The 22119-nt window shown below is 74.7% G+C and carries 17 protein-coding genes; 6 read left to right on the forward strand and 11 right to left on the reverse strand.

Annotated features, from left to right (window positions below; genetic code table 11):
- Positions 1 to 21: 21 nt before the first annotated feature.
- Both JOF54_RS19355 and JOF54_RS19360 read right to left on the reverse strand, forming a co-directional pair.
- The gene (locus JOF54_RS19355; RefSeq protein ID WP_210058869.1) at positions 22 to 1635 is read right to left on the reverse strand and encodes a cellulase family glycosylhydrolase; all 1614 of its coding nucleotides are present in this window, start codon (positions 1633 to 1635) and stop codon (positions 22 to 24) included.
- A 114-nt stretch (positions 1636 to 1749) separates the two neighbouring features.
- The gene (locus tag JOF54_RS19360; RefSeq protein ID WP_210058871.1) at positions 1750 to 1947 is read right to left on the reverse strand and encodes a DUF7455 domain-containing protein; all 198 of its coding nucleotides are present in this window, start codon (positions 1945 to 1947) and stop codon (positions 1750 to 1752) included.
- Positions 1948 to 2224: 277 nt separating this feature from the next.
- Here JOF54_RS19360 and JOF54_RS19365 point away from each other — a divergent pair, with 277 nt between their 5' ends.
- On the forward strand, positions 2225 to 4300 hold the full coding sequence (locus JOF54_RS19365) for a DNA gyrase/topoisomerase IV subunit B (protein WP_210058873.1): 2076 nt from the start codon (positions 2225 to 2227) through the stop codon (positions 4298 to 4300).
- Here the strand turns inward: JOF54_RS19365 and JOF54_RS19370 are convergent.
- The 5 genes from JOF54_RS19370 to JOF54_RS19390 form a co-directional block, all read right to left on the reverse strand.
- Positions 4297 to 5037, reverse strand: a complete 741-nt coding sequence (locus JOF54_RS19370) for a CDP-alcohol phosphatidyltransferase family protein (protein ID WP_210058875.1) — start codon at positions 5035 to 5037, stop codon at positions 4297 to 4299. The genes JOF54_RS19365 and JOF54_RS19370 overlap by 4 nt on opposite strands.
- A gap of 140 nt (positions 5038 to 5177) precedes the next feature.
- Positions 5178 to 6053, reverse strand: a complete 876-nt coding sequence (locus tag JOF54_RS19375; RefSeq protein ID WP_210058877.1) for a ribokinase — start codon at positions 6051 to 6053, stop codon at positions 5178 to 5180.
- Complete coding sequence (locus JOF54_RS19380) at positions 6050 to 6625, reverse strand: flavin reductase family protein (protein ID WP_210058879.1); 576 nt, start codon at positions 6623 to 6625, stop codon at positions 6050 to 6052. The genes JOF54_RS19375 and JOF54_RS19380 overlap by 4 nt, the downstream gene beginning before the upstream one ends.
- 52 nt (positions 6626 to 6677) lie before the next feature.
- Positions 6678 to 7193 (reverse strand): beta-class carbonic anhydrase, encoded by a 516-nt coding sequence (locus JOF54_RS19385; protein WP_307804398.1) that lies wholly within the window; start codon positions 7191 to 7193, stop codon positions 6678 to 6680.
- Between the two features lie 70 nt (positions 7194 to 7263).
- Entirely contained in the window at positions 7264 to 9714 is a 2451-nt protein-coding gene (locus tag JOF54_RS19390; protein WP_210058881.1) for a DNA gyrase/topoisomerase IV subunit A, read from the reverse strand.
- A gap of 114 nt (positions 9715 to 9828) precedes the next feature.
- On the opposite strand from JOF54_RS19390, the gene JOF54_RS19395 reads away from it, so the two are divergent.
- Entirely contained in the window at positions 9829 to 10203 is a 375-nt protein-coding gene (locus JOF54_RS19395; protein WP_245361276.1) for a VOC family protein, read from the forward strand.
- Between the two features lie 151 nt (positions 10204 to 10354).
- On the opposite strand, the gene JOF54_RS19400 is transcribed toward JOF54_RS19395, so the two are convergent.
- The 3 genes from JOF54_RS19400 to glpK form a co-directional block, all read right to left on the reverse strand.
- Entirely contained in the window at positions 10355 to 12061 is a 1707-nt protein-coding gene (locus tag JOF54_RS19400; RefSeq protein WP_210058885.1) for an AMP-binding protein, read from the reverse strand.
- A 217-nt stretch (positions 12062 to 12278) separates the two neighbouring features.
- The gene (locus JOF54_RS19405) at positions 12279 to 13988 is read right to left on the reverse strand and encodes a glycerol-3-phosphate dehydrogenase/oxidase (RefSeq protein WP_307804399.1); all 1710 of its coding nucleotides are present in this window, start codon (positions 13986 to 13988) and stop codon (positions 12279 to 12281) included.
- A 51-nt stretch (positions 13989 to 14039) separates the two neighbouring features.
- Complete coding sequence (gene glpK / locus JOF54_RS19410; RefSeq protein WP_210058895.1) at positions 14040 to 15554, reverse strand: glycerol kinase GlpK; 1515 nt, start codon at positions 15552 to 15554, stop codon at positions 14040 to 14042.
- 113 nt (positions 15555 to 15667) lie between these two features.
- Between glpK and JOF54_RS19415 the strand changes: the two genes are divergently transcribed.
- The 3 genes from JOF54_RS19415 (at position 15668) to JOF54_RS19425 (ending at position 20149) form a co-directional block, all read left to right on the forward strand.
- On the forward strand, positions 15668 to 18310 hold the full coding sequence (locus JOF54_RS19415; protein ID WP_210058898.1) for a bifunctional acetate--CoA ligase family protein/GNAT family N-acetyltransferase: 2643 nt from the start codon (positions 15668 to 15670) through the stop codon (positions 18308 to 18310).
- A 106-nt stretch (positions 18311 to 18416) separates the two neighbouring features.
- Complete coding sequence (locus JOF54_RS19420; protein ID WP_210058901.1) at positions 18417 to 18995, forward strand: DUF5998 family protein; 579 nt, start codon at positions 18417 to 18419, stop codon at positions 18993 to 18995.
- On the forward strand, positions 18992 to 20149 hold the full coding sequence (locus JOF54_RS19425) for an alkaline phosphatase family protein (protein ID WP_210058903.1): 1158 nt from the start codon (positions 18992 to 18994) through the stop codon (positions 20147 to 20149). Before JOF54_RS19420 ends, JOF54_RS19425 begins: the two co-directional genes overlap by 4 nt.
- 19 nt (positions 20150 to 20168) lie before the next feature.
- On the opposite strand, the gene JOF54_RS19430 is transcribed toward JOF54_RS19425, so the two are convergent.
- Positions 20169 to 21131, reverse strand: a complete 963-nt coding sequence (locus JOF54_RS19430) for a serine hydrolase domain-containing protein (RefSeq protein WP_210058905.1) — start codon at positions 21129 to 21131, stop codon at positions 20169 to 20171.
- A gap of 39 nt (positions 21132 to 21170) precedes the next feature.
- Between JOF54_RS19430 and JOF54_RS19435 the strand changes: the two genes are divergently transcribed.
- A complete protein-coding gene (locus JOF54_RS19435) occupies positions 21171 to 22118 on the forward strand; it encodes a phosphotransferase family protein (protein ID WP_210058907.1) in 948 nt (315 codons plus the stop codon).
- Position 22119 lies beyond the last annotated feature (1 nt).

The raw sequence follows: 22119 nt of genomic DNA on the forward strand, positions 1-22119 counted from the left end.
AGCCACCTCCCGCGACGACCGTCAGGAGAGCGTCAGCCGCGGTGCCGCCGGAGCCGGTCCGCTGCTCTGCACCTGCAGCCCGACGCGGACCGCGCCGCCCGCGGGCACCGCGGCGCCCCAGTCCTGCCCGGTGCAGGTGATGACGCCGTCGTCGACGGCGCAGGTCATCCCCCACGCGTTCGTCACGGCCGTGGCGGACGGGTCCTCGACCCGCAGGGTCCAGCCGGAGCGGGCCGCGCCGGCCGCGGCGACCTGCACGTCGGCCACGTAGCCGGCACCCCAGGACTCGCGGAGCGTCCACCGGGCGGTGAGCGCGGTGCCCGACCCGGGGGTCGCCGCCGGGTCGGAGGGTGCCGGGGTCGGGCTCGCCGGTGCGGGGGCCGTCGGGGCGGAGGGCGTCGGGGCCGGGGAGGAGGTGCGTGGGGCGGTGGGGGTGGCCGAGGGCGTCGGGACCGGGCTGACCGGTCGGCCGGGCCGCAGCAGCGGGGCGAGGGCCGCGAGCTTGTCGGCCTGCGGGGTCACCCAGTCGTCGGCGACGAGCCCGCCGGTGTCGCCCGAGTCCGGGTTGAAGGACCAGTAGGCGAAGCTGGCGCCCGTGCGGTCCAGGTAGCCGACGAGCGCGTCCAGCCAATGCCGGTCGGACGGCGTCCGCAGGGTGGTGCCGAACTCGCCCAGCAGCACCGGGGCGACGCCCTGCTCCTGCAGGTAGCCCCAGCGCGCTCGCCACAGCGGTTCGAGGTTGGCGGGGTAGCCGGGGTCGGAGAAGTAGGGCTGCGGGTAGATCGAGGCGGGGTAGTCGTGCGGGGAGTAGACGACCCGGCCGGGCACGTCGAGGATCAGCGGGTGGTCGGCGACGTCGGCCAGGCTGCCGCCCCACCAGGTGCTCTGGCCGTCCGCCTGCCGCTCGACGCCCTCGACGACGACCAGCAGCCGCGGGTTGGCCGCCAGCACCGCGTTGCCGGCCCGGGTGGCCGCGGCGGCCCAGTCGCGGGCGGGGTCGCCGCAGCCCCAGCAGGCGGGTCCGTGCGGCTCGTTGTGCAGGTCGACGCCGACGACGGCGGGCTCGTCGGCGTAGCGCTCGGCGAGCATCGTCCAGTCCTCGACCCAGCGGGCCTCGGGGTAGTCCGCGGTGGCCCACAGCTCCGACTGCGCGTCCGAGCCGGGCCGGTGCCGGTCCAGCAGCACGCTGAGCCCGTGCGCCGAGGCCCGTTCGACGACGACGTCCATCAGCTCGAGCGGGGCCAGGCCCTGCAGGTCGGGGTTGGTGCGGGCGTCCACGCCCTCGACGGTGCCGGCCGCCAGGCACGCGTTGGAGAAGGGGAGCCGGACGGTGTTGAAGCCGAACGAGGCGATCCGGGCCAGGCCGTCGTCGAGGCTGATCTGCCAGAGGCCGTGCGGCGCGCAGAGCGGGGTCTCCATGCCGAACCAGCTGACGGCCCGGATGACGTGCGGGCGGTCCCGGTCGTCCAGCAGGGTCGAGCCGGAGGTGTGCAGCCAGCCGACGGGTCGGGTGGCGGCCGCGGCGTCGGTCCGGGCGCCCGGTCCCGCGGCGGAGAGTCCCACGACCGACAGCACAGCACAGAGCAGCAGCAGGACGGGGACCCGGCCCCGCGGCCGGGTGGTCCGTCGCGTCACCGGCTCAGGGTAGGGCTCCCGACCCGGTCCGCACCGGCGTTCGGGGACCCGGGAAACGCACGACCCCTCCGTCGACGTGGACGGAGGGGTCGGGCGGTGGTTCGCGAGCCGGCGCTACTTGATCTTCGCGGACTCGTCGTGGATCTCGAGCGCCACCTGCTTGAGCTTGTCGGCGTGCTCCTTGCCGTGGTGGGCGCAGAACAGGAGGTCGAACCCGCTGGCCAGGGTGACGCGGACGTATGCCTGGGCTCCGCACCGATCGCAACGATCGGCCGCAGTCAACTCGGCACCTTCGATGACTGAAGTGCTCACGGGAGGCCTCGCTTCCTGATGATCAAGGATGATCTTCGTCTGGGGGACTTGCCGGTGGTGGTGGTGCCTGGCTGGCCCCGTCCCCCTCCGTGTGTAGTCAACATCCAACCAGGCTCCGATTGTTCCCTTTCCCCATCTCGGAGCCATGTCTCTTGTGTAACAACCGCCGCACCGGTGCGATCCGGGTCCGGCCGGTGCTCCTCGGGCGCTGGGGACACCCTCGGAGCAGTCAGCCTACGTTCCGGGTTCAAGGCGGCGTCAGGGGTACCCTCGCGGCGTGCCCACCGCCACCCCGACCACCGAGAACCGTGAGTACGAGGCCCGGCACCTGCTGGTCCTCGAGGGTCTCGAGGCGGTCCGCAAGCGGCCGGCGATGTACATCGGCTCGACCGACACCCGCGGCCTCATGCACTGCCTCTGGGAGATCATCGACAACGCCGTGGACGAGGCCCTCGGCGGCCACGGCCGCGAGATCTCGGTGACGCTGCGCGCCGACGGCGGCATCGCCGTCGACGACCAGGCGCGCGGCATCCCCGTCGACATCGAGCCGCGGACCGGGCTCTCCGGCGTCGAGGTCGTCTTCACCAAGCTGCACGCCGGCGGCAAGTTCGGCGCGGGCTCCTACAACGCGACCGGCGGCCTGCACGGCGTGGGCGCCTCGGTGGTCAACGCCCTCTCCACCCGGCTGGACGTCGAGGTCGACCGGATGGGCGCGACCTGGACGATGTCGTTCCGCCGTGGCGTGCCCGGCACCTTCGACGGACCCGGTCCGGACGCCGCGTTCACCCCCGGCGGGTCGCTCCGGAAGGCCGGTCGCGTCGCGAAGGGGCGGACCGGCACCCGCGTCGTCTACTGGCCCGACCGGCAGATCTTCCTGGCCGGCGCCCAGCTCTCGCTCACCGACCTGCACAACCGCGCCCGGCAGACCAGCTTCCTGGTGCCCGGCCTGGCCCTGCACGTCACCGACGCGCGCACCGACGAGGTGGCCCGGGAGACGTTCCTGCACGAGGGCGGCATCTCCGAGTACTGCGAGTTCCTCGCCCCCGACCGCTCGCTCACCGACGTCGTCCGGCTGCAGGGCACCGACCGCTTCACCGAGACGGTGCCGATGCTCGACGACGCCGGCCACATGGAGCCGACCGACGTGGAGCGCGAGCTCGAGGTCGACGTGGCCGTCCGCTGGGGCGAGGGCTACGACACGACCCTGCGGTCCTACGTCAACATCATCGCCACCCCGAAGGGCGGCACCCACGTCGCGGGCTTCGAGCGCGCCCTGACCAAGAGCGTCGGCGCGGCCCTGCAGGGCAAGCGGCTGCTCAAGGCCGGTGAGGAGGTCGTCAAGGACGACGTCCTCGAGGGCCTGACCGCCGTCGTCACCGTCCGGCTGGCCGAGCCGCAGTTCGAGGGCCAGACCAAGGAGGTGCTGGGCACCCCGGCGGTCTCCCGGCTGGTGGCCAAGGTCGTCGACCGCGAGCTGACCGCCTTCCTCGGCTCCACCAAGGCCGGCCCCAAGGCGCAGGCCCGCTCGGTGCTGGAGAAGGTCGTCGGCGCCTCGCGCGCCCGGGTGGCCGCCCGCGCCCACCGGGAGGCGACGCGGCGCAAGAACGCGCTGGAGTCCTCCTCGCTACCCGCGAAGCTGGTCGACTGCCGCAGCAACGACGTCGACCGCTCCGAGCTGTTCATCGTCGAGGGCGACTCGGCGCTGGGCACCGCCAAGCTGGCCCGGAGCTCGGAGTTCCAGGCGCTGCTGCCGATCCGCGGGAAGATCCTCAACGTCCAGAAGGCGTCCGTCGGCGACATGCTGAAGAACGCCGAGTGCGCCTCGATCATCCAGGTGGTGGGGGCGGGCAGCGGCCGCAGCTTCGAGATGGAGGCGGCGCGCTACGGCAAGGTCATCTTCATGGCCGACGCCGACTCCGACGGCGCCCACATCCGCTGCCTGCTGGCCACCCTGTTCTTCCGCTACATGCGCCCGCTGGTGGACGCCGGCCGCGTCTACACCGCCGTCCCGCCGCTGCACCGCTTCGAGCTCACCAACCCGCGCAAGGGGATGGACCGCTACATCTACACGTACTCCGACGCCGAGTACCAGCGCAAGGCGGCCGAGCTGACGAAGAAGGGGCTGAACTTCAAGGAGCCCCAGCGCTACAAGGGCCTCGGCGAGATGGACGCCGACCAGCTGGCGGAGACGACGATGAACCCCCGGCACCGGACGCTGCGCCGGATGACCGTCGACGACGGGCTGATGGCCGAGACCGTCTTCGAGATGCTCATGGGCAACGACGTCGGCCCGCGCAAGGAGTTCATCATCGACGGCGCCTACTCCCTCGACGCCGCCGCGATCGACGCCTAGCCGCTCCGCGGCCGCCGCAGGGTCAGGACCAGGCTGGCCACCAGGTAGTAGGCGATGTAGGCCAGCGAGAGCCCGAGCAGGACCGGGCTGGGGCTCGGCATGTCCAGCAGCACCAGGGCGTAGAGCACCAGCCACAGCCCGGCCAGCACGAGGTTGAGCGTCCGGGCGGTCGGGGTGCGCGACGGGTAGATGTAGTGCACCGGCACGAAGACCAGCACCGAGCAGACGACGAGGACGGCCCCGGTGACGGCGGGCCCGAGGCCCAGCACGACGGCGTAGAACGCGACGACGTTCCAGTAGCTCGGGAAGCCGAGGAAGGCGTGGTCGGCGGTCTTGGCGTCGGTGCGGCAGAACTGGACGCAGGAGGCCAGCAGGGGGGCGGCGGCCAGCACGGCGCCCCACGGGCCCTCCGGCAGGTAGCCGCCGCTCCAGAGCAGCACGACGGGGACGAAGACGTAGGTCAGGTAGTCGACGATGTCGTCCAGCCGGGCGCCGTCGAAGCCGCGGATCGTCTCCTGCACGCGCAGCCGGCGGGCCAGGGTGCCGTCGGTGCCGTCGACGACGAGGGCGGCGAGCAGGATCCACAGGGCGTCGGCCGTCCGGCCGTCGACGGCGGCGACCACCGCGAGCAGGCCGAGCACCGCGCCGCTGGCGGTGTAGACGTGCAGGGCCCAGCCGGCGGCCCGGAGACGGCGGGAGGCCGTCCCGGCGGGCGGGGCGGCGGCGGTGCTGGTCACGGGGCTCCTCGGGCGTGTCGTCCGACGGCGTCGGGTCCGGCGGAGTCTTCCACAGGCCCGGCCCCGCGCGGCGGAGGTCGGCGTGGACCCGCCCGCCCACCGCCCGCTCCCGGTCCACCGGCCCGAAGCAGGGGCCGGTCTCAGAGCTCGGGTTGCGCGCCGCGGTGCTGGACGGCGGCGGCGCCGGCGGCCACCCCGGCGGCGCAGGCCCGGCCGAGGTCGTCGTCGGCCAGCAGGGCCGCCGCGGCGGCACCCACGAAGGCGTCGCCGGCCCCGGTGGTGTCGACGACCTCGACCCGCGCGCTGGCCCGGGCGCCGGAGCCGGCCGGGGAGGCGTAGGCCGCCCCGTCCCCGCCCAGGGTGATGACGACCGAGCGGCAGCGGCCGGCCAGCAGGGCCAGCAGGGCGTCGGTGCCGTCGGGGTGCTCGCCCAGGGCGGCGGCCAGGTCGGCGGCCTCGTGCTCGTTGACGACCAGCGGGTCGCAGAGGGCCAGCAGCTCCGGCGTCGCCGCGCGGTAGGGCGCCAGGTTGTGGACGAAGCGGACCTCGTGCGCGGCGGCCCAGGCGGCGGCCGCCTCGACGCAGGCCACGCTGAGCTCGCCCTGGGTGAGGACGAGGCCGACGTCGTCCACCGCGTCCAGGCCGGCGGTGACCTGCGCGGGGGTGAGCGCGGCGTTCGCGCCGCCGCTGACGACGATGCAGTTCTCCCCGTCGTCGTCGACCAGGACGGTGGCGCCGCCGGACTCGACGTCGGGCAGCCGGAGGAGCTGGTCGAGCTCGACGCCGCGGCGGCCCAGCTCGTCGACGAGCATGGTGCCAGCCGCGTCGGTGCCGACGGCCCCGACCATGACGCTGCGCGCCCCGGCCCGGGCGACGGCGCAGGCCTGGTTGGCGCCCTTGCCGCCGGGGGAGGTGCGGGAGCCCAGCGCCAGCACGGTCTCGCCGGGCCCGGGGATGCGGGCGACGTGCAGAGAGGTGTCGGCGTTGACCGAGCCGACCACGACGACGGCGCTCACGCGGGCCGCACCATGTCGAAGCGCTGCTCGGCGGTGACGGCGAAGTAGGTGCTCGGCCCGCCGCCGCGGAGCACGGGCTCGGCCCGCGCGGTGTCGTAGACGCCGTCCACCAGCAGCTCCTCGTCGATGTGCACGGCGACGACCTCGCCGAGGCTGAGCCAGGCGTCGAGCTCGGCGCCGTGCTGGTCGGTGAGCCGGACCAGCTGGGTGAGCCGGCACTCGAAGGCGACCGGCGCCCCGGCGACCCGCTCGGGCGCCACGTCGGTCGAGGGGACGCCGTGCAGGCCGGCCAGCTCGAACTCGTCGACCTCGGGGCCGACGGTGGCCGAGGTGGCGTTCATCGCCTCGGCCTGGGCGCGGGTGACGAGGTTCCAGGTGAACTCGCCCGTCTCGGCGATGTTGCGCACCGAGTGCTTGTAGCCGGTGCTGGAGAACCCGACGACGGGCGGGGTGTAGTTGAAGGCGTTGAAGAAGCTGTACGGCGCGACGTTGCGGACGCCGGCGGCCGAGACCGTCGAGACCCAGCCGATCGGCCGGGGGCCGACGATGGCGTTGAACGGGTCGTGCGGCAACCGGTGACCCTCCGCGGGCCGGTAGGAGTGGGTGCCCATCACCGCGCCCCGCTCACAGCACCTGCGTCAGGGCGCCGGAGTCGACGTCGTAGAGGAAGCCGCCCACCTGCACGCGGCCGGCGAGGTGGGGGTGCTCCCGCAGCAGCGCCACGTCCTCGACCAGCCGGGCGTGCTGGTCGGGGGAGGCGCCGATGCTGAGGTCCGAGAGGTCCTCCCCGGTGGCGGCGCGGGCGCGGTCGACGATGTCGGCGTCCTCGCCGCTCGCCATCGCGCACCGGGTGTGCGGGACGACGAGGATCCGCTCGACGCCCAGCAGGTGCACCCCGAGCACGCAGCCGACGAGCGCGTCGGGGGTGATCCGGCCGCCCGGGGTGCGCAGGATCTTGGCGTCGCCGATCCGCAGGCCGATCATCCCCAGGGGCTCGATCCGGGAGTCCATGCAGGTGACCATGGCGACGCCCGCACGGGCGATGCCGTCGAAGCCGCCGTCGGTGAAGCCGGCCTGGTACGCGGCGTTGTGCGCCAGCAGGTCGGCGAAGCCGTCCGCGGCGGGGGTCGGGGTGCTCACGGCGCCCAGCGTAGGACCGTTCGCCCCTCCCGCCGTCCCCTGTCCGGGACCCTCCACCTCCGGGCCGCCCTCAGGCCCGGGGCGACGCGACGGCGGCGACCGGCTGACCGGCCGGGGTGCCCGAGCCGTCGCGGCGGCCGTCGGCCGGCGGCAGGTCTACCGGGGCGCCGCTGGCCGCGGCGGCCATCGCCGGCGCCGGTCCGGCCCAGGCCAGCAGCAGGGCGTCCTCCCCGCGCAGGAACCGGTGGCAGCGGACGCCGCCGGTGGCCCGGCCCTTGGCCGGGTACTCGCTGAACGGGGTCACCTTGACGGTGCCCGCGTCGGTGCCGGGCAGGGCCGCGGAGCTGCCGGCGACCGTCACCACGAGGGCGTCGGCCGACGGGACGGTGCCGAAGAACACCGCGCGGGCCCCGGCCGCCAGCTTGATGCCGGCCATCCCGCCGCCGGCCCGGCCCTGGGGCCGCACGACCGAGGCGGGGAAGTGCAGCAGCTGGGCGTCGCTGGAGACGAAGACCAGCTCGACGTCGGCGCTGGTCAGCTCGACGGCACCGACGACCCGGTCGCCCGGCTCCAGCCGGATCACCTCCCAGGCGTCCTTGGCCAGCACCTCGGCGTTGACCCGCTTGACGACGCCGGCGGCCGTGCCCAGGGCCAGGCCGGGGGAGTCGGGCGACAGCGTCGTCAGGGCCAGCGGCTGCTCGTCGGGCTCCAGGGTGACGAGCTCGGTGACGTGGGTGCCGCCCTGCAGGTTGGGCGCGCTCGCCGTCGTCGGCACCGTCGGCAGGTCGAGCGCGCTGACCCGCACCAGCCGTCCGGTGCTGGTCAGCAGCCCGACGTCGCCGCGGGCGGTGCCCAGCACCGTCGAGCGCAGGACGTCGTGGTTGGTCCGGTCGCCGCCCTCGGGCAGCGGCTCGGCGTCGGCGGTCCGGGCCAGCAGCCCGGTGGAGGAGAGCAGGATGCGGCAGGGGTCGTCGGCCACCTCCAGCGGCGTCGTGGCCGCCGTGGTGGCCACGCCGCTGGAGGCCAGCAGGATCGTCCGGCGCGGGGTGCCGTGCGCCTTGGCGATGCCGGCCAGCTCGTCGCCGACGAGGGTCCGCAGCCGCTCCTGGTCGTCGAGGATCGCGCTGAGCTCGGCGATCTCGGCGGTGAGCGAGTCGCGCTCGGTCTCCAGCTCCAGCGTGCTGAAGCGGGTGAGCCGGCGCAGCGGCATCTCGAGGATGTAGTTGGCCTGCAGCTCGCTGAGCTCGAAGGCCTCGCGCAGCCGGGTGCGGGCGGCGGCGGTGTCGTCGCTGCCACGGATGATGGCGATGACGTCGTCGATGTCGAGGATCGCCAGGATCAGGCCCTGGACCAGGTGCAGCCGCTCCTCGGCCTTGCGGCGGGCGAAGGCGGTGCGGCGGCGGGTCACCTCGTAGCGGTGCTCGAGGAAGACGGTCAGAAGGTCGCGCAGGCTCAGCGTCCGCGGCTGGCCGTCCACCAGGGCCACCGCGTTGATCGCGAAGTTGTCCTCCATCTTGGTCTGCTTGTAGAGCTGCTCCAGCAGGGCGTCGGGGTTGAAGCCGTTCTTCACCTCGATGACCAGCCGGGTGCCGTTCGTGGAGAGGTCGGTGAGGTCCTTGACGTCGGCGATGCCCTGCAGCTTGCGCGCGGTGACGAGGGTCTTGATCTGCTCGATCACGCGCTCGGGGCCCACCATGTAGGGCAGCTCGGTGACGACGATGCCCTTGCGCCGCGGGTGCACCTGCTCGATGCGGGCGGTGGCGCGGATGCGGAACGAGCCCTTGCCGGTCCGGTAGGCGTCGCGGATGCCGTCGAGGCCGATGATCCGGCCGCCGCTGGGCAGGTCGGGCCCGGGCACGAAGCGCATCAGGGCGTCGACGTCGGCGTCGGGGTGCCTGATGAGGTGCCGGAGCGCCTGGACGACCTCGACGAGGTTGTGCGGCGCGCAGTTGGTGGCCATCCCGACGGCGATCCCGGACGCGCCGTTGACCAGCAGGTTGGGGAAGGCGGCGGGCAGGACGGTCGGCTCGACGTCCTTGCCGTCGTAGTTGGGCTTGAAGTCGACGGTGTCCTGGTCGAGGCCGTCGGTCATCGCGGCGGCGGCGGTGGCCATCCGGCACTCGGTGTAGCGCATGGCCGCCGGCCCGGAGTCCAGCGAGCCGAAGTTGCCGTGCCCGTCGACCAGCGGCAGCCGCATCGTCCACGGCTGGGCGGTGCGGACGAGGGCGTCGTAGATCGCCGTGTCGCCGTGCGGGTGGTACAGGCCCATCACCTGGCCGACGACGCGGGCGCACTTCACGTGGGCGCGGTCGGGCCGCACCCCCATCTCGTTCATCGAGTAGAGGATCCGGCGCTGCACCGGCTTGAGGCCGTCGCGGGCGTCGGGCAGGGCCCGGGAGTAGATGACGGAGTAGGCGTACTCGAGGAAGCTCGTCTGCATCTCCGAGGAGACGTCGACGTCGAGGATCCGCTCGACGAAGTCGTCGTCCGGCGGGGGCGCGGTCCGGCTGCTACGCGCCATGGTTCGCTCCGAGCTCGTTCACGGACCGATTCTGCCTGCCGGGCGCCGCCGTCCCGGACACCGTGCACACGGGCGGGACCCGTGTCGGGGCGCTAGCGTCACCGCGTGGACGAGATGACGGTGCCCGACGGCCTGCGCTTCGTGGCCGTCTCGCTGGACTGCGCCGACCCCGAGGAGCTGGCGGACTTCTACCTCGCCCTGCTGGGCGGCCACCGGCGCTGGACCTCCGCCCGCAGCGTCGGGGTGCAGACCCCGGGCCTGCTGCTGGTGCCGCAGCGGGTCGAGGGCTACGTGCCGCCGGTCTGGCCGGGGTCCCCGCTGGTGCACCTGGACCTGACGGCGGGCGCGGACCTCGACGGCCCGGTCCGGCGGGCGCTCGACCTCGGCGCCCGGCGCGCCGACGTCCAGCCCGACCCGCGCTGGACGGTCCTGCTGGACCCGGCCGGCCACCCGTTCTGCATCACCACGCTCGCGCCCGCGCCGGAGTGAGGGCGCCCACCGCGCTCCGAACCCACCGCGCACTGAGCCGCCCACCGCGCCCTGAGCTCGTCGAAGGGCCTTCGACAGGCTCAGGCAGCGGGGGTAGAGCTCAGGTCAGGCAGCGGAGGCCGGGCTCAGGCAGCGGGAGCTCGGCCGGGGGTCACCACTCGAAGTCGGAGTCCCGGAACTCTCCGGGCGCGCGGCCGTCGCGGGCCTCCTCGGCCTCGCGGAGCTCGACGCGGCGGATCTTGCCGCTGATCGTCTTGGGCAGCTCGCCGAACTCCAGCCGGCGCACCCGGCGGTAGGGGGCCAGGTGGGAGCGGGCGTGGGCGAGGATCGAGCGGGCCGTCTCGGCGTCGGGGGCGTGCCCGGCGGCGAGGATGACGTAGGCCTTCGGCACCGCCAGCCGGATCGGGTCGGGCGCCGCGACGACGGCCGCCTCCGCCACCGCCGGGTGCTCGATGAGCACCGACTCCAGCTCGAACGGGCTGATCTTGTAGTCGCTGGACTTGAACACGTCGTCGGCCCGTCCGACGTAGGTGAGGTAGCCGTCCTCGTCCCGGCTGACGACGTCGCCGGTGTGGTAGACCCCGCCGGCGAAGGACTCGGTGTTGAGGGCGTCGTCGAAGGTGTCCGCGGTCGCCTTGTAGCCCTTCATCAGGGCGACGGGGCGGGGGTCGAGCCGCAGGCAGAGCTCGCCCTCGGTGGCGCTGACCTCGCCGCTGGCCGGGTCGACGAGGACGACGTCGTAGCCGGGCAGCGGGCGGCCCATCGAGCCGGTCTTGACCCGGGCGCCCGGCGGGTTGCCGACCTGCGCCGTCGTCTCGGTCTGGCCGTAGCCGTCGCGGATCGTCAGCCCCCAGGCGTCGCGGACGCGGTCGATCACCTCGGGGTTCAGCGGCTCGCCGGCGCTCAGCACCTCCCGCAGCGCGGTCCGGGAGGCGGCGAGGTCGGTCTGGACGAGCATCCGCCACACCGTCGGCGGCGCGCAGAACGTGGTCACGCCGCAGCGGACGAGGACCTCCAGCAGCACGTCGGGGTCGAAGCGGGTGTAGGTGTGCACCAGCACCGTGGCCCCGGCCAGCCAGGGGGTGAAGAAGTTGCTCCACGCGTGCTTGCCCCAGCCGGGGGAGGAGATGTTGAGGTGGACGTCGCCGGGCTGCAGGCCCATCCAGTACAGGGTGGAGAGGTGGCCGACGGGATAGGACGTCTGGCTGTGCTCCACCAGCTTGGGCAGCGCGGTGGTGCCGGAGGTGAAGTAGAGCAGCACCGGGTCGTCGCCCTTGCTGACGCCGGGCAGGTGCCGGTCGGCGTGCAGGAAGTCCTCGACGCGGCGGTAGTCCAGCCAGCCCTCGGGGACGGTGTCGCCGCCGATGACGAGCCGGCCCAGCGGCAGGTCGAGGTCGGCGAACTTGTCGACGTCGGCGGCGTCGGCCACCAGCATCCGCGCGTCGCCGCGGCCGACCCGGTCGGCGAGGTCGCCGGCCGAGAGCTGAGGCGTCGCCGGGATGACGACGGCGCCCAGCCGGATGGCGCCGAGCATCACCTCCCAGAGCGGGACGACGTTGCCCAGGACGACGAGCAACCGGTCCCCGCGGCGCAGGCCGAGGTGGTGCAGGTACTGGGCGACGGCGACGGAGCGGTCGGCGAGCTCGCGGAAGGTCAGCCGGGTCTCCTGCGCCCCGTCGACCACCCAGAGGGCCACGCCGTCGGGGTTCTCCTCGGCCAGCCCGTCGAACCAGTCGGTGGCGAAGTTGAAGAGCGGGAGCTCGGGCCAGCTGAAGCCGGCGTGGGCGACCTCGTAGTCGTCCCGGTGCTTCACCAGGAAGTCGCGGGCCGCTCGGAGGTGTCGGTTCAGCGACGGCATGCCCGTGACGTTACCGCCCACCCGCGGGACTGGTCCGCTCGGGCCGACCGCCGGGGCGACAGCGTGTGAGCCGGCGCGGTGAAGACACCGCGCCGACTCACGCGTTGGTGCGGGGCTGAGTCGGCGGGGCCCTTCGACGGGCTCAGGGAGCGGAGGAACGGGCTCAGGGCGCGGGGGCGCGGAGAGTTAGCTCAGGGCACGGAAGGGGCGGGCGGGGTCAGGGGCGGGGGAGCCGGACGTCGGGGGCGCCGAGGCGGGCGGAGTCGGCGGAGAGGTCGTCGGGCTTCGACTGGGACTCCCGCTCGGCGGCCACCCGCAGCCGGTAGTGCTCGACCTCGCGGTCGACGTCGGCGGCGTCCCAGCCCAGCACGGGCGCCACGAGCGCGGCCGCCTCGGGGGCCGCCGAGAGCCCGCGGTCCCAGGTCTCGATGGAGATCCGGGTGCGGCGGGCCAGCAGGTCGTCCAGGTGCAGGGCGCCCTCGTGGGAGGCGGCGTACACGATCTCGACCTGCAGGTACTCCGGCGCCCCGGCCAGCGGCTCCAGCAGCTCGGGCCGGCCCTCGGCGACGCCCAGCACCTCCGGCAGCAGCGAGCCGTAGCGCTTGAGCAGGTGCTCGACGACGCCCTGGCGCAGGCCGGTCTGCTCGGCCAGCAGCGCCCGGGCGTTCCACAGCCCGTGGTAGCCGTCGGCCCCCACCAGCGGCACCTCCTCGGTGCACGAGGCGGGCACCCGCTGCGGCAGCTCGCGGACCGCCGCGTCGACGGCGTCGGCGGCCATCACCCGGTAGGTCGTGTACTTGCCGCCGGCGATCATCACCAGGCCGCGGACGGGCGAGGCGACCGCGTGCTCGCGGGAGAGCTTCGACGTCGAGTCCGACTCCCCGGCCAGCAGCGGCCGCAGCCCCGCGTAGACCCCGACGACGTCCTCGCGGGTCAGCTTGTCGGCCAGCAGGGCGTTGGCGTGGCCCAGCAGGTAGTCGATGTCGGCCTGGCTGGCCGCCGGGTGCGCCCGGTCGAGCTGCCAGTCGGTGTCGGTGGTGCCGACGATCCAGTGCGCGCCCCACGGGACGATGAACAGCAGGCTCTTCTCGGTCCGGGTGATGAGCCCGGTCCGGGCGTTGATCCGGTTCCGCGGCACCACGAGGTGGACGCCCTTGGACGCGCGGACGGTGAAGGGCGCGCGGCCGCCGAGCATCTCGTTGAGCTCGGCGATCCAGACCCCGGTCGCGTTGATGGTCTGCTTCGCCCGGACCTCGATCTCCCGGCCCGACTCCAGGTCGCGGACGCGGACCCCGGCCACCCGGTCGTCCTCGCGGAGGAACCCGACGACCCGGGTGCTGGTGGCCACGGCCGCGCCGTACTGGGCGGCCGTCCGGGCCAGCATCATCGTGTGCCGGGCGTCGTCGACCTGGCCCTCGTAGAACTCGATCGAGCCGACCAGGGCGTCGCGGCTGGCGGAGGGGAACAGCTCCAGGGTCTTCTTGCGGCCGTGGTGGCGCAGGTGGTGCGGCACCCCGCGGCCGGCGCCCATCACGTCGTAGACGCCGATGCCGAGGCCCGCGTAGAGCCGGTCGAACGCGCGGCGGCGCAGCGGGTAGAGGAAGGGCACCGGGTGGGCCAGGTGCGGGCTGATCCGGTTCAGGGCCAGCGAGCGCTCCTTGAGCGCCTCGAAGACCAGGGAGAAGTTCAGCTGCTCCAGGTAGCGCAGCCCGCCGTGGAACAGCTTCGTGGAGCGGCTGGAGGTGCCGGCGGCGAAGTCGCGCGCCTCGACCAGGCCGACCCGCAGGCCCCGGGTGACGGCGTCGAGCGCGGCCCCGGCGCCGGTGACGCCGGCCCCGATGACCAGCACGTCGAGCTCCTCCCCGGCCAGCCGGTCGAGGGCCGCGGCACGGGCGGACGGGCTGAGCGGGGCGGTCGTGGACAGCACGGGTGGGGCCTCTCGGGAGGGAGCGCGGGGGAGGTCGGCGACGGGCCGGGGCTACACCTCGACCCAGTCCAGTGTGCGCTCGACGGCCTTGCGCCAGCCCACGTGGCCCGCCCGCCGCCGCTCGTCGTCGACGGCGGAGGTCCAGCGCCGGTCCTCGTGCCAGTTGGCGCGCAGGTCGTCCGCGGAGGCCCAGAAGCCGACGGCCAGGCCGGCCGCGTAGGCCGCCCCGAGCGCGGTGGTCTCGGCGACGACGGGCCGGCTGACGTCGACCCCCAGGGTGTCGGCCTGGATCTGCATGCAGAGGTCGTTGGCCGTCACCCCGCCGTCGACCTTGAGGACCTCCAGGTGCACGCCGGAGTCCTTCTCCATGGCCGCGACGACGTCGCAGGACTGGTAGCAGATCGCCTCCAGCGTCGCCCGGGCGATGTGCGCGCTGGTGTGGAAGCGGGACAGCCCGACGATCGCGCCGCGGGCGTCGGAGCGCCAGTACGGGGCGAACAGGCCGGAGAACGCGGGCACGAAGTAGCAGCCGGCCGCGTCCTCGACCTCCCGCGCCAGGGTCTCGGAGTCCTCGGCGCCGCGGATGACGCCCAGCTGGTCGCGCAGCCACTGCACGGCCGAGCCGGTGACGGCGATCGACCCCTCGAGGGCGTAGACCGGCTTGGCGTCGCCGAACTGGTAGCAGACGGTGGTGAGCAGGCCGTTCTCGGAGCGGGTGAGCTCCTCGCCGGTGTTGAGCAGCAGGAAGTTGCCGGTGCCGTAGGTGTTCTTGGCCTCGCCCGCGGCCAGGCACACCTGGCCGACCATCGCCGCCTGCTGGTCGCCCAGCACGCCGCCGATGACGACCTCGCCGCCGAACGGGCCGTCGGCGCGGGTGCGGCCGTAGGCCTCCGGGGAGGACGACGGCCGGATCTGCGGCAGCATCGCCCGCGGCACCCCGAAGAAGGAGACCAGCTCGTCGTCCCAGTCGAGGGTCTCGAGATCCATCATCATCGTCCGGCTGGCGTTGGTGACGTCGGTGACGTGCAGGCCGCCGTCGACGCCGCCGGTGAGGTTCCACAGCAGCCAGCTGTCGGTGGTGCCGGCCAGCGCGTGCCCGGCCTCGGCCAGCTCGCGCAGCCCCTCCACCTCCTCCAGCAGCCACTGCAGCTTGCCGCCCGCGAAGTAGGTGGCCGGGGGCAGACCCGCGCGGTGCCGGATGACCGCGCCCCGGCCGTCGCGGTCCAGGGCGGCGGCGATGTGGTCGGTGCGGGTGTCCTGCCAGACGATCGCGTGGTGCAGCGGCTCGCCCGTGCGGCGGTCCCAGACCACCGTCGTCTCGCGCTGGTTGGCCACCCCGACGGCGGCCAGGTCGTCCGGGCCCAGGCCGCAGGTGCGCAGCGCGTCGGCCACCACCTGCTGGGTGTTCGCCCAGATCTCGGCGGCGTCGTGCTCGACGCGGCCCGGGGCCGGCATGATCTGGCGGTGCTCGGTCTGGGCGCGCCCGACCTCGCGGCCGTCGTGGCCGAAGACCATGCACCGGGTGCTGGTCGTGCCGTGGTCGATTGCTGCGACGAAGTCGGCCATGGACCAGACCTTAGAGCCAGGGGGTCGTGGCCGGCCCTGCTGCGCGCCGAGCGCAGCGCGGACAGCAGCGGATAGACCGGTCCTGGACGGCCCTCGTTGCGTAGGCTGTGGCCGTGTCCGTGAGCCAGGTCGACCTCCCCCCGGGCTACCCCCGGGAGTGGGAGGCCGACGTCGTGCTCACCGACGGCGGGGTGGCCCGGCTGCGGCCGATCATGCCGTCCGACGCGCCGAAGCTGGTCGCCTTCTACGGCCGGGTCTCGGCGGAGTCGAAGTACCTGCGCTTCTTCGCCCCCTACCCCCGGCTGAGCGCCCGCGACGTCAAGCGGTTCACCGAGGTGGACTACGTCGACCGGGTGGCCTTCATCCTCACCGTGGGCGACGACATGATCGGCGTCGGGCGCTTCGACCGGACCGAGGACGACCGGGCCGAGGTGGCCTTCCTCGTCGAGGACGCCCACCAGGGCCGGGGGATCGCCCAGCTGCTGCTGGAGCACCTGGCCGAGGCCGCCCGCGAGCGCGGCATCACCGGCTTCGTCGCCGAGGTGCTGCCCGAGAACCGCCGGATGGCCCAGGTCTTCGCCGACGCCGGCTACAAGGTCTCCAAGGGCATCGAGGACGGCGTGCTGTCCGTCGAGTTCCCGATCCTGCCCACCGACACCTCCGTCGGGGTGATGGAGCGCCGCGAGCACCGGGCCGAGAGCGCGTCGGTGCACCGGCTGCTGCACCCGGAGCGGGTGGTCGTCTACGGCCAGGGCCGCCGGGTCCAGGGCCTGGTCAACGCGATGCTCTGCGGCGGCTTCCGCGGCGAGGTGACGGCGATCAGCTCCGACGGCACGCCGGTGGCCGGGGTGCCGACGGCGACGTCGATCGCCACCGTCCCCGGACGCCTGGACCTCGCCGTGCTCGCCGTCCCGACGGCCGAGTTGGGCGGGGTGGTCATCGACGCGGCCCACAAGGGCGCGCACGGCGTCGTGGTCCTGACGGGCACCGACGTCGCACCGGGGGACAACCGGACGGTGGTCAACCTGGCCCGCGCCTACGGCATCCGCGCGCTGGGCCCCGACGCGCTGGGTCTGGTCAACACCCGCCACGACGTCGAGCTGAACGCCACCCCGGGCCCGATGCCCCGCACCGGCGGCGTCGGGCTGTTCTGCCAGTCCGCCGCGGTGGGCGTCGCCCTGCTCAACCACGCCATCCGGCAGGACCTCGGGCTGTCCTCCTTCATCAGCACCGGCGACTACGCCGACGTCACCGGCAACGACGTCATGCAGTACTGGGAGGACGACGAGGCCACCCGGGTCTGCCTGATGTCGCTGGACTCCATCGGCAACCCGCGCAAGTTCAGCCGGATCACCCGCCGGCTGGCCCGCCGCAAGCCCGTCGTCGTCTTCGCCCCGGGACGGACCAGCCGCTCGTCGCACTCCGGGGTGCGCGGCGGCCTCGGGCACGCCTCGGACGAGGCCGTCGACGCGCTGTTCCGGCAGGCCGGGGTGATGGTGGTGCACCGCCGCGGCGCGATGTTCGACATCGCCAAGATCGCCGCCCGGCAGCCGCTGCCCGACGGGGCGCGGGTCCGGGTGGTCACCAACTCGGGCACCCTCGCCGCGCAGCTGCAGCACACCATCGGCGCCGTCGGCCTGCTGGAGGCCGGCTCGGTGCTGGTCGGCGCCGACGCCACCCCGCAGGACTGGGTGGACGCCGCGCTGGACGCGCTGGGCGACCCGGAGTGCGACTCCGTCGTCTGCGCCGCGGTCAACGTCTACGAGGAGGGCACCGAGGACGTCATCGTCGCCCTCGACGCCGTGGCCGGCCGCACCGAGAAGCCCCTGGTCGGGGTGTTCCTGGACTTCCACCCGCCGATGGTCAAGGAGAGCGCCGTCGACCTCGTCGGCGAGCTGCCCCGCTTCGACGCCCCCGCCGACGCCATCCAGGCCCTCTCGGCGCTGACCGCGCACGCCCACTGGCGCACCCGGGACCCGGGGGCCGTGCCGCTGCTGGAGGTCGACGCCGCCCGCGCCAAGCGGGTGGTCAACCGGGTGCTGTCGGGGCACCCGGAGGGCCGGGAGCTGAGCGGGGTCGAGACCACCGAGCTGCTGCAGGCCTACGGCATCACCATGGTGCCGCGGTTCATCGTGTCCAGCCTCGACGAGGCGGTGGCCGTCGCCGACCGGCTGGGCTGGGACGTCGTGCTCAAGGGCACGGCGGCCTCGGTGCGCAGCCGTCCCGACCAGGCCGCCGTGCACCGCAACCTGGTGACCGCCGACGACATGGTGCACGCCTGGGCCGAGCTGGAGAACCTGACCCGCGCCCTGGGCCTGGGCGGGGACGTCGGCAGCGTCGCCGTCCCGGTCGTCCAGGCGATGGCCCCGCCCGGGGTCGCGCTGGTGGTGACCAGCCGCGAGGACGCCGCCTTCGGCCCGATCATCTCCCTCGGCCTGGAGGGCATCCCGTCGGAGCTGCTCGGCGACACCGTCTACCGCGTGCCGCCGCTGACCACCGTCGACGCGGCCGCGATGGTCCGCGACCTCAAGGCGGCCCCGACGCTGTTCGGCCGGCACGGCAGCCCCGGCGTCGACATCGCCGGCATCGAGGACCTGCTGCACCGGGTGGCCCAGCTGGCCGACGACCTGCCGCAGCTGGCCTCGGTCTCGCTGAGCCCCTGCATCGCCTCCCGCGAGGGCGTGCGCGTCCTCGGCGCGCGGATCTTCACCGCCCCGACCGACGACCGCCGCGACCCGATGGCCCGGGTGCTGTGAGGCCCGGGCCGCGGTCGACGACGACACCGGGACGCTCCCGCTGAGGCCGTCGAGGGCCCTGTGGAGCAGGTCCGCGCACGGTCGGCGCCGTGGCAGGATGATCGCCATGAGGCTTGGTTCGACGCGGCGTGACCTGCGGGCCGACATCGAGGCGTGCGGCTACTTCCCCGACCTGGTGGAGGACGCCGTCGTCCTCGCCGTCGGCGAGGAGGAGCTCCTCGACTTCGTCGTCCACCACGAGCCGACGTTCAACCACGACGAGATCCACCGGCACGTCACCGTGCTGGCCCTGACGCCCACCCGGCTCATCGTCGGGCACACCGACGACCAGCCGGCCGAGCCGCCCGCCACCGGGATCGCCGCGGCCTCCTCGACCGAGTCGGTGGCGCTGAGCAAGATCGGCACCGTCGTGCTCACCCGGGTGGTCACCCAGCCCGAGAGCTACCGCGCCGGCGGCACCGACGTCAGCGAGACCTGGCTGACCGTGGGCTGGGGCGCGGTCCGCCGCCTCGACCTCGAGCAGGCCAGCTGCAGCGACCCGGGCTGCGAGGCCGACCACGGCTACACCGGCGCGCTGGTCGGGGACGACCTGACGGTGCGGATGAGCGCCGCCGCGGACGGCCCGGACCGGGTCGAGCGGCTCACCCGCTTCTCCAGCGCGCTGCAGCGCGCGGCCGCGGTATGACCCCTGCCGCGGTGACGACGTCGACGTCGCTGCCCGGGCTGGTGCTGCCCGCGTACGGGTCGGGGTCCCTGGCCGACCTGATGCCCGCCATCGGCGCCCACCTCGGCGTGCCGGGTGCGGGCGAGGACGTGCTGGGGCTGCCCGCCGCGTCCCGCTACGTCGTCGTCCTCGTCGACGGCCTCGGCTGGAACCTGGTCCGGCGCTCGGCCCGCGAGGTCCCGTTCCTGGCCGGCCTGCTGGCCGGCGGCCGGCCGATCACCGCGGGCGTGCCCAGCACCACCGTCACCAGCCTGACCAGCCTGGGCACCGGCCTGCCGCCCGGCCAGCACGGGATGGTCGGCTACACCAGCCGGGTCCCCGACACCGGGGAGATCCTCAACGCGCTCACCTGGGAGTCCGACCTGCTGGCCCGCGCCTTCCAGCCGCGGGAGACCTTCTTCGAGCGGGCGGCCGCCGCCGGCGTCGCCGTCAGCTCGGTCGGGCTGCAGCGGTTCCAGGGCAGCGGGCTCACCGAGGCCGCGCTGCGCGGGGCCACCTTCGTGCCCTTCGAGCACGAGCGCGCCGAGGAGCGGCGGATCGGCCTGGTCACCGCCGCCGCGGCCCGCGGGGACCGGAGCCTGGTCTACGCCTACGAGCGGCAGCTCGACCACGTCGGCCACGGCCACGGCTGCGACTCCGAGGACTGGCTGCGGCAGCTGATCCGGGTGGACGCCATGTGCGAGCGGCTGCGCGATGCGCTGCCCGACGACGTCGTCCTCGTCGTCACCGGCGACCACGGCATGGTCGACGTGCCCAGCACCCGGCAGGTCATCGCCGAGGACGAGCCCGGGCTGCTGGACGGCGTCAGCGCGCTGGCCGGCGAGGGCCGGTTCCGGCAGCTCTACGTCGACGTCGACGACCCGGCCCGGGTCGCGGACCGGTGGCGCGACGTGCTGGGCGAGCGGGCCTGGGTCCGCACCCGGGACGAGGCCGTCGACGAGGGCTGGTTCGGCCCCGTCGCCGACGACCTGCGCGAGCGCTACGGGCACGTGCTGGTGGCGATGCGCGGCGACTGGGCGGTGATGACGCGGCAGTACCCGCGCGAGCTCACCCTCGTCGGCATGCACGGCTCGCTCACCGAGGCCGAGATGCTCGTCCCGCTGCTCCTGGGCTGACGTCCCGAGCGGGCCGCGCTCAGCGGCCGCGGAGCACCGGCAGCAGCAGCGACCGGACCAGGTCGAGGGCCGGCCGCCAGTCCGGCGGCATGGCGTCGGTGGGCGGCGGACCCGGGTCGAAGCCGGCGTCCCCGGTGGTGACCACCACGGCGTCGGCCTCCGGGACGACCAGCAGGTGCTGGCCCGCCCAGCCACCCGCCAGCAGCATCCCGTCGTCCAGCCACAGCTGGTAGCCGTGGGCCCGGTCCTCCGGCGGCCCACCGGCGGACTGCGGCGTCGTCATCGCCCCCAGGAAGGTCGGGTCCAGCAGCGGCCGGCCCCCGACCCGCCCGCCGTCCAGCAGCAGCCGGCCCAGCCGACCGAGGTTGTCCGCGGAGAGCTGCAGATGCCCGTGGCCGAACGGCACGCCGTCGGGGTCGCGGGTCCACACCGGCGCCGCGATGCCCAGCGGGGCCAGCAGCTCCCGGGCGGCGTAGTCGTCGACCGGCTCGCCCAGCACCGCGCCCGCGGCGGCGCTCAGCAGGTGCGAGGCGCCGTTGTCGTAGGCGAAGACGGCTCCCGGCGGGGTCCGCTGCGGCGCCCGGGCCAGGTGCGCCACCTGGCCGCCGGGCAGGGCGGTGACCGCGTCGACGTCCCAGGCCCCGCCGGTCTCCGCGCCCCGGGTCATGGTCAGCAGGTGCGCCCACGTGTGCGTCGCGGCCGGCGTGCCGCGCAGCGGGGGCAGGACGGCGGCGACGGGTTCGTCCAGCGGCGGCAGCCGGTCGGTGCGGGCGGCCACGGCCAGCGTCAGGGCGAGCACGGTCTTGGTCACCGAGAAGACGTCGCCGCGGACCGGGCCGCGGCGGTGGACGTCGACCACGACCTCGGCTCCCACCCGGACCTGCAGGTGGCTGGTGCGGGCGTAGCGCGGGTCGGCGTCGACCTCGGCCAGCACGGTGTCCGCGGCGGCGCGGACCTGCTCGACGTCGACGCGGGGGCTCACGAGCGCCGAGCGTAGCGGCGCGACGGGCAGGATGGCGGCGTGGACGACACCCCGACGCCGTGGTCGCCCGCCCGGGTCGCCGACCTGGCGGGGCGGGCGGTCCGCGACGCCCTGGGCGCCGCGGCCCGGGTCGAGGATCTCGCCGTCCTGCAGGTCGGCGCCGACGCCGTCGTGCTGGCCCTGGAGGTGCGGGCCGCGGCCCGGCCGCTGGTGCTCAAGCTCGCCGACGTGGGGGCGGCGCCCGCGCTCGACCTCGGCCGGACGGCCGCGGTGATGGGCCCGGCCGCCGATGCCGGCGTGCCGGTGCCCGCCGTGCTGGCCGCCGACGGCACCGGCCGGCTGGACGGGGTGCAGCACCTGCTGCAGCAGCACCTCGGGGGCCGGCGGTGGCGGGAGGTCCGTCCGGAGCTGGACGACACGGCCGGGCGGGCGGTGCACGCCCAGCTGGCCGACGTGCTCCGCGCCCTGGCCGGGGTGCGGCCGGGCGGCTTCGGCGAGCTCGACGGCCAGGGCGTCGTCGTGCCGGTGCCGCTGGTCGAGGCCCTGCGCCGCCGCGTCGCCCTGCGCACCCGGCGACCGGCGGCGCGGGCGCTGGCCGAGCGGCTGCTGGTCGAGCACGCCGACCGGTTGGGCTCCGGGCCGCCGGTGCTCACCCACGACGACCTGCACCACGCCAACGTGCTCGTCGACCCCGCGACGGCCCGGCTGAGCGCCGTCCTCGACTGGGACAAGGCGTGGGCCGGCCCCGCCGCGGCGGACCGGGCCCGGCTGCGGTTCTGGGACGACATGAGCGGCCCCGGCCCCGGCCCCGGCCCCGGCTCCGGCTCCGGGGACGACCGGGACGACCGGGATGACGCCGACGTCCTGCGGGTGCACGAGCTGCTCTGGTGCCTCGAGCACGCCTTCCCGACGGCGCGGCACCGGGCCGACACGGCCCGGCTGCTGCGCGCGCTCGACCTCCCGGTCCCGCCGGAGCTGGCCGGCTGAG

The organism is Microlunatus capsulatus, from assembly GCF_017876495.1.
Taxonomy (GTDB): domain Bacteria; phylum Actinomycetota; class Actinomycetes; order Propionibacteriales; family Propionibacteriaceae; genus Microlunatus; species Microlunatus capsulatus.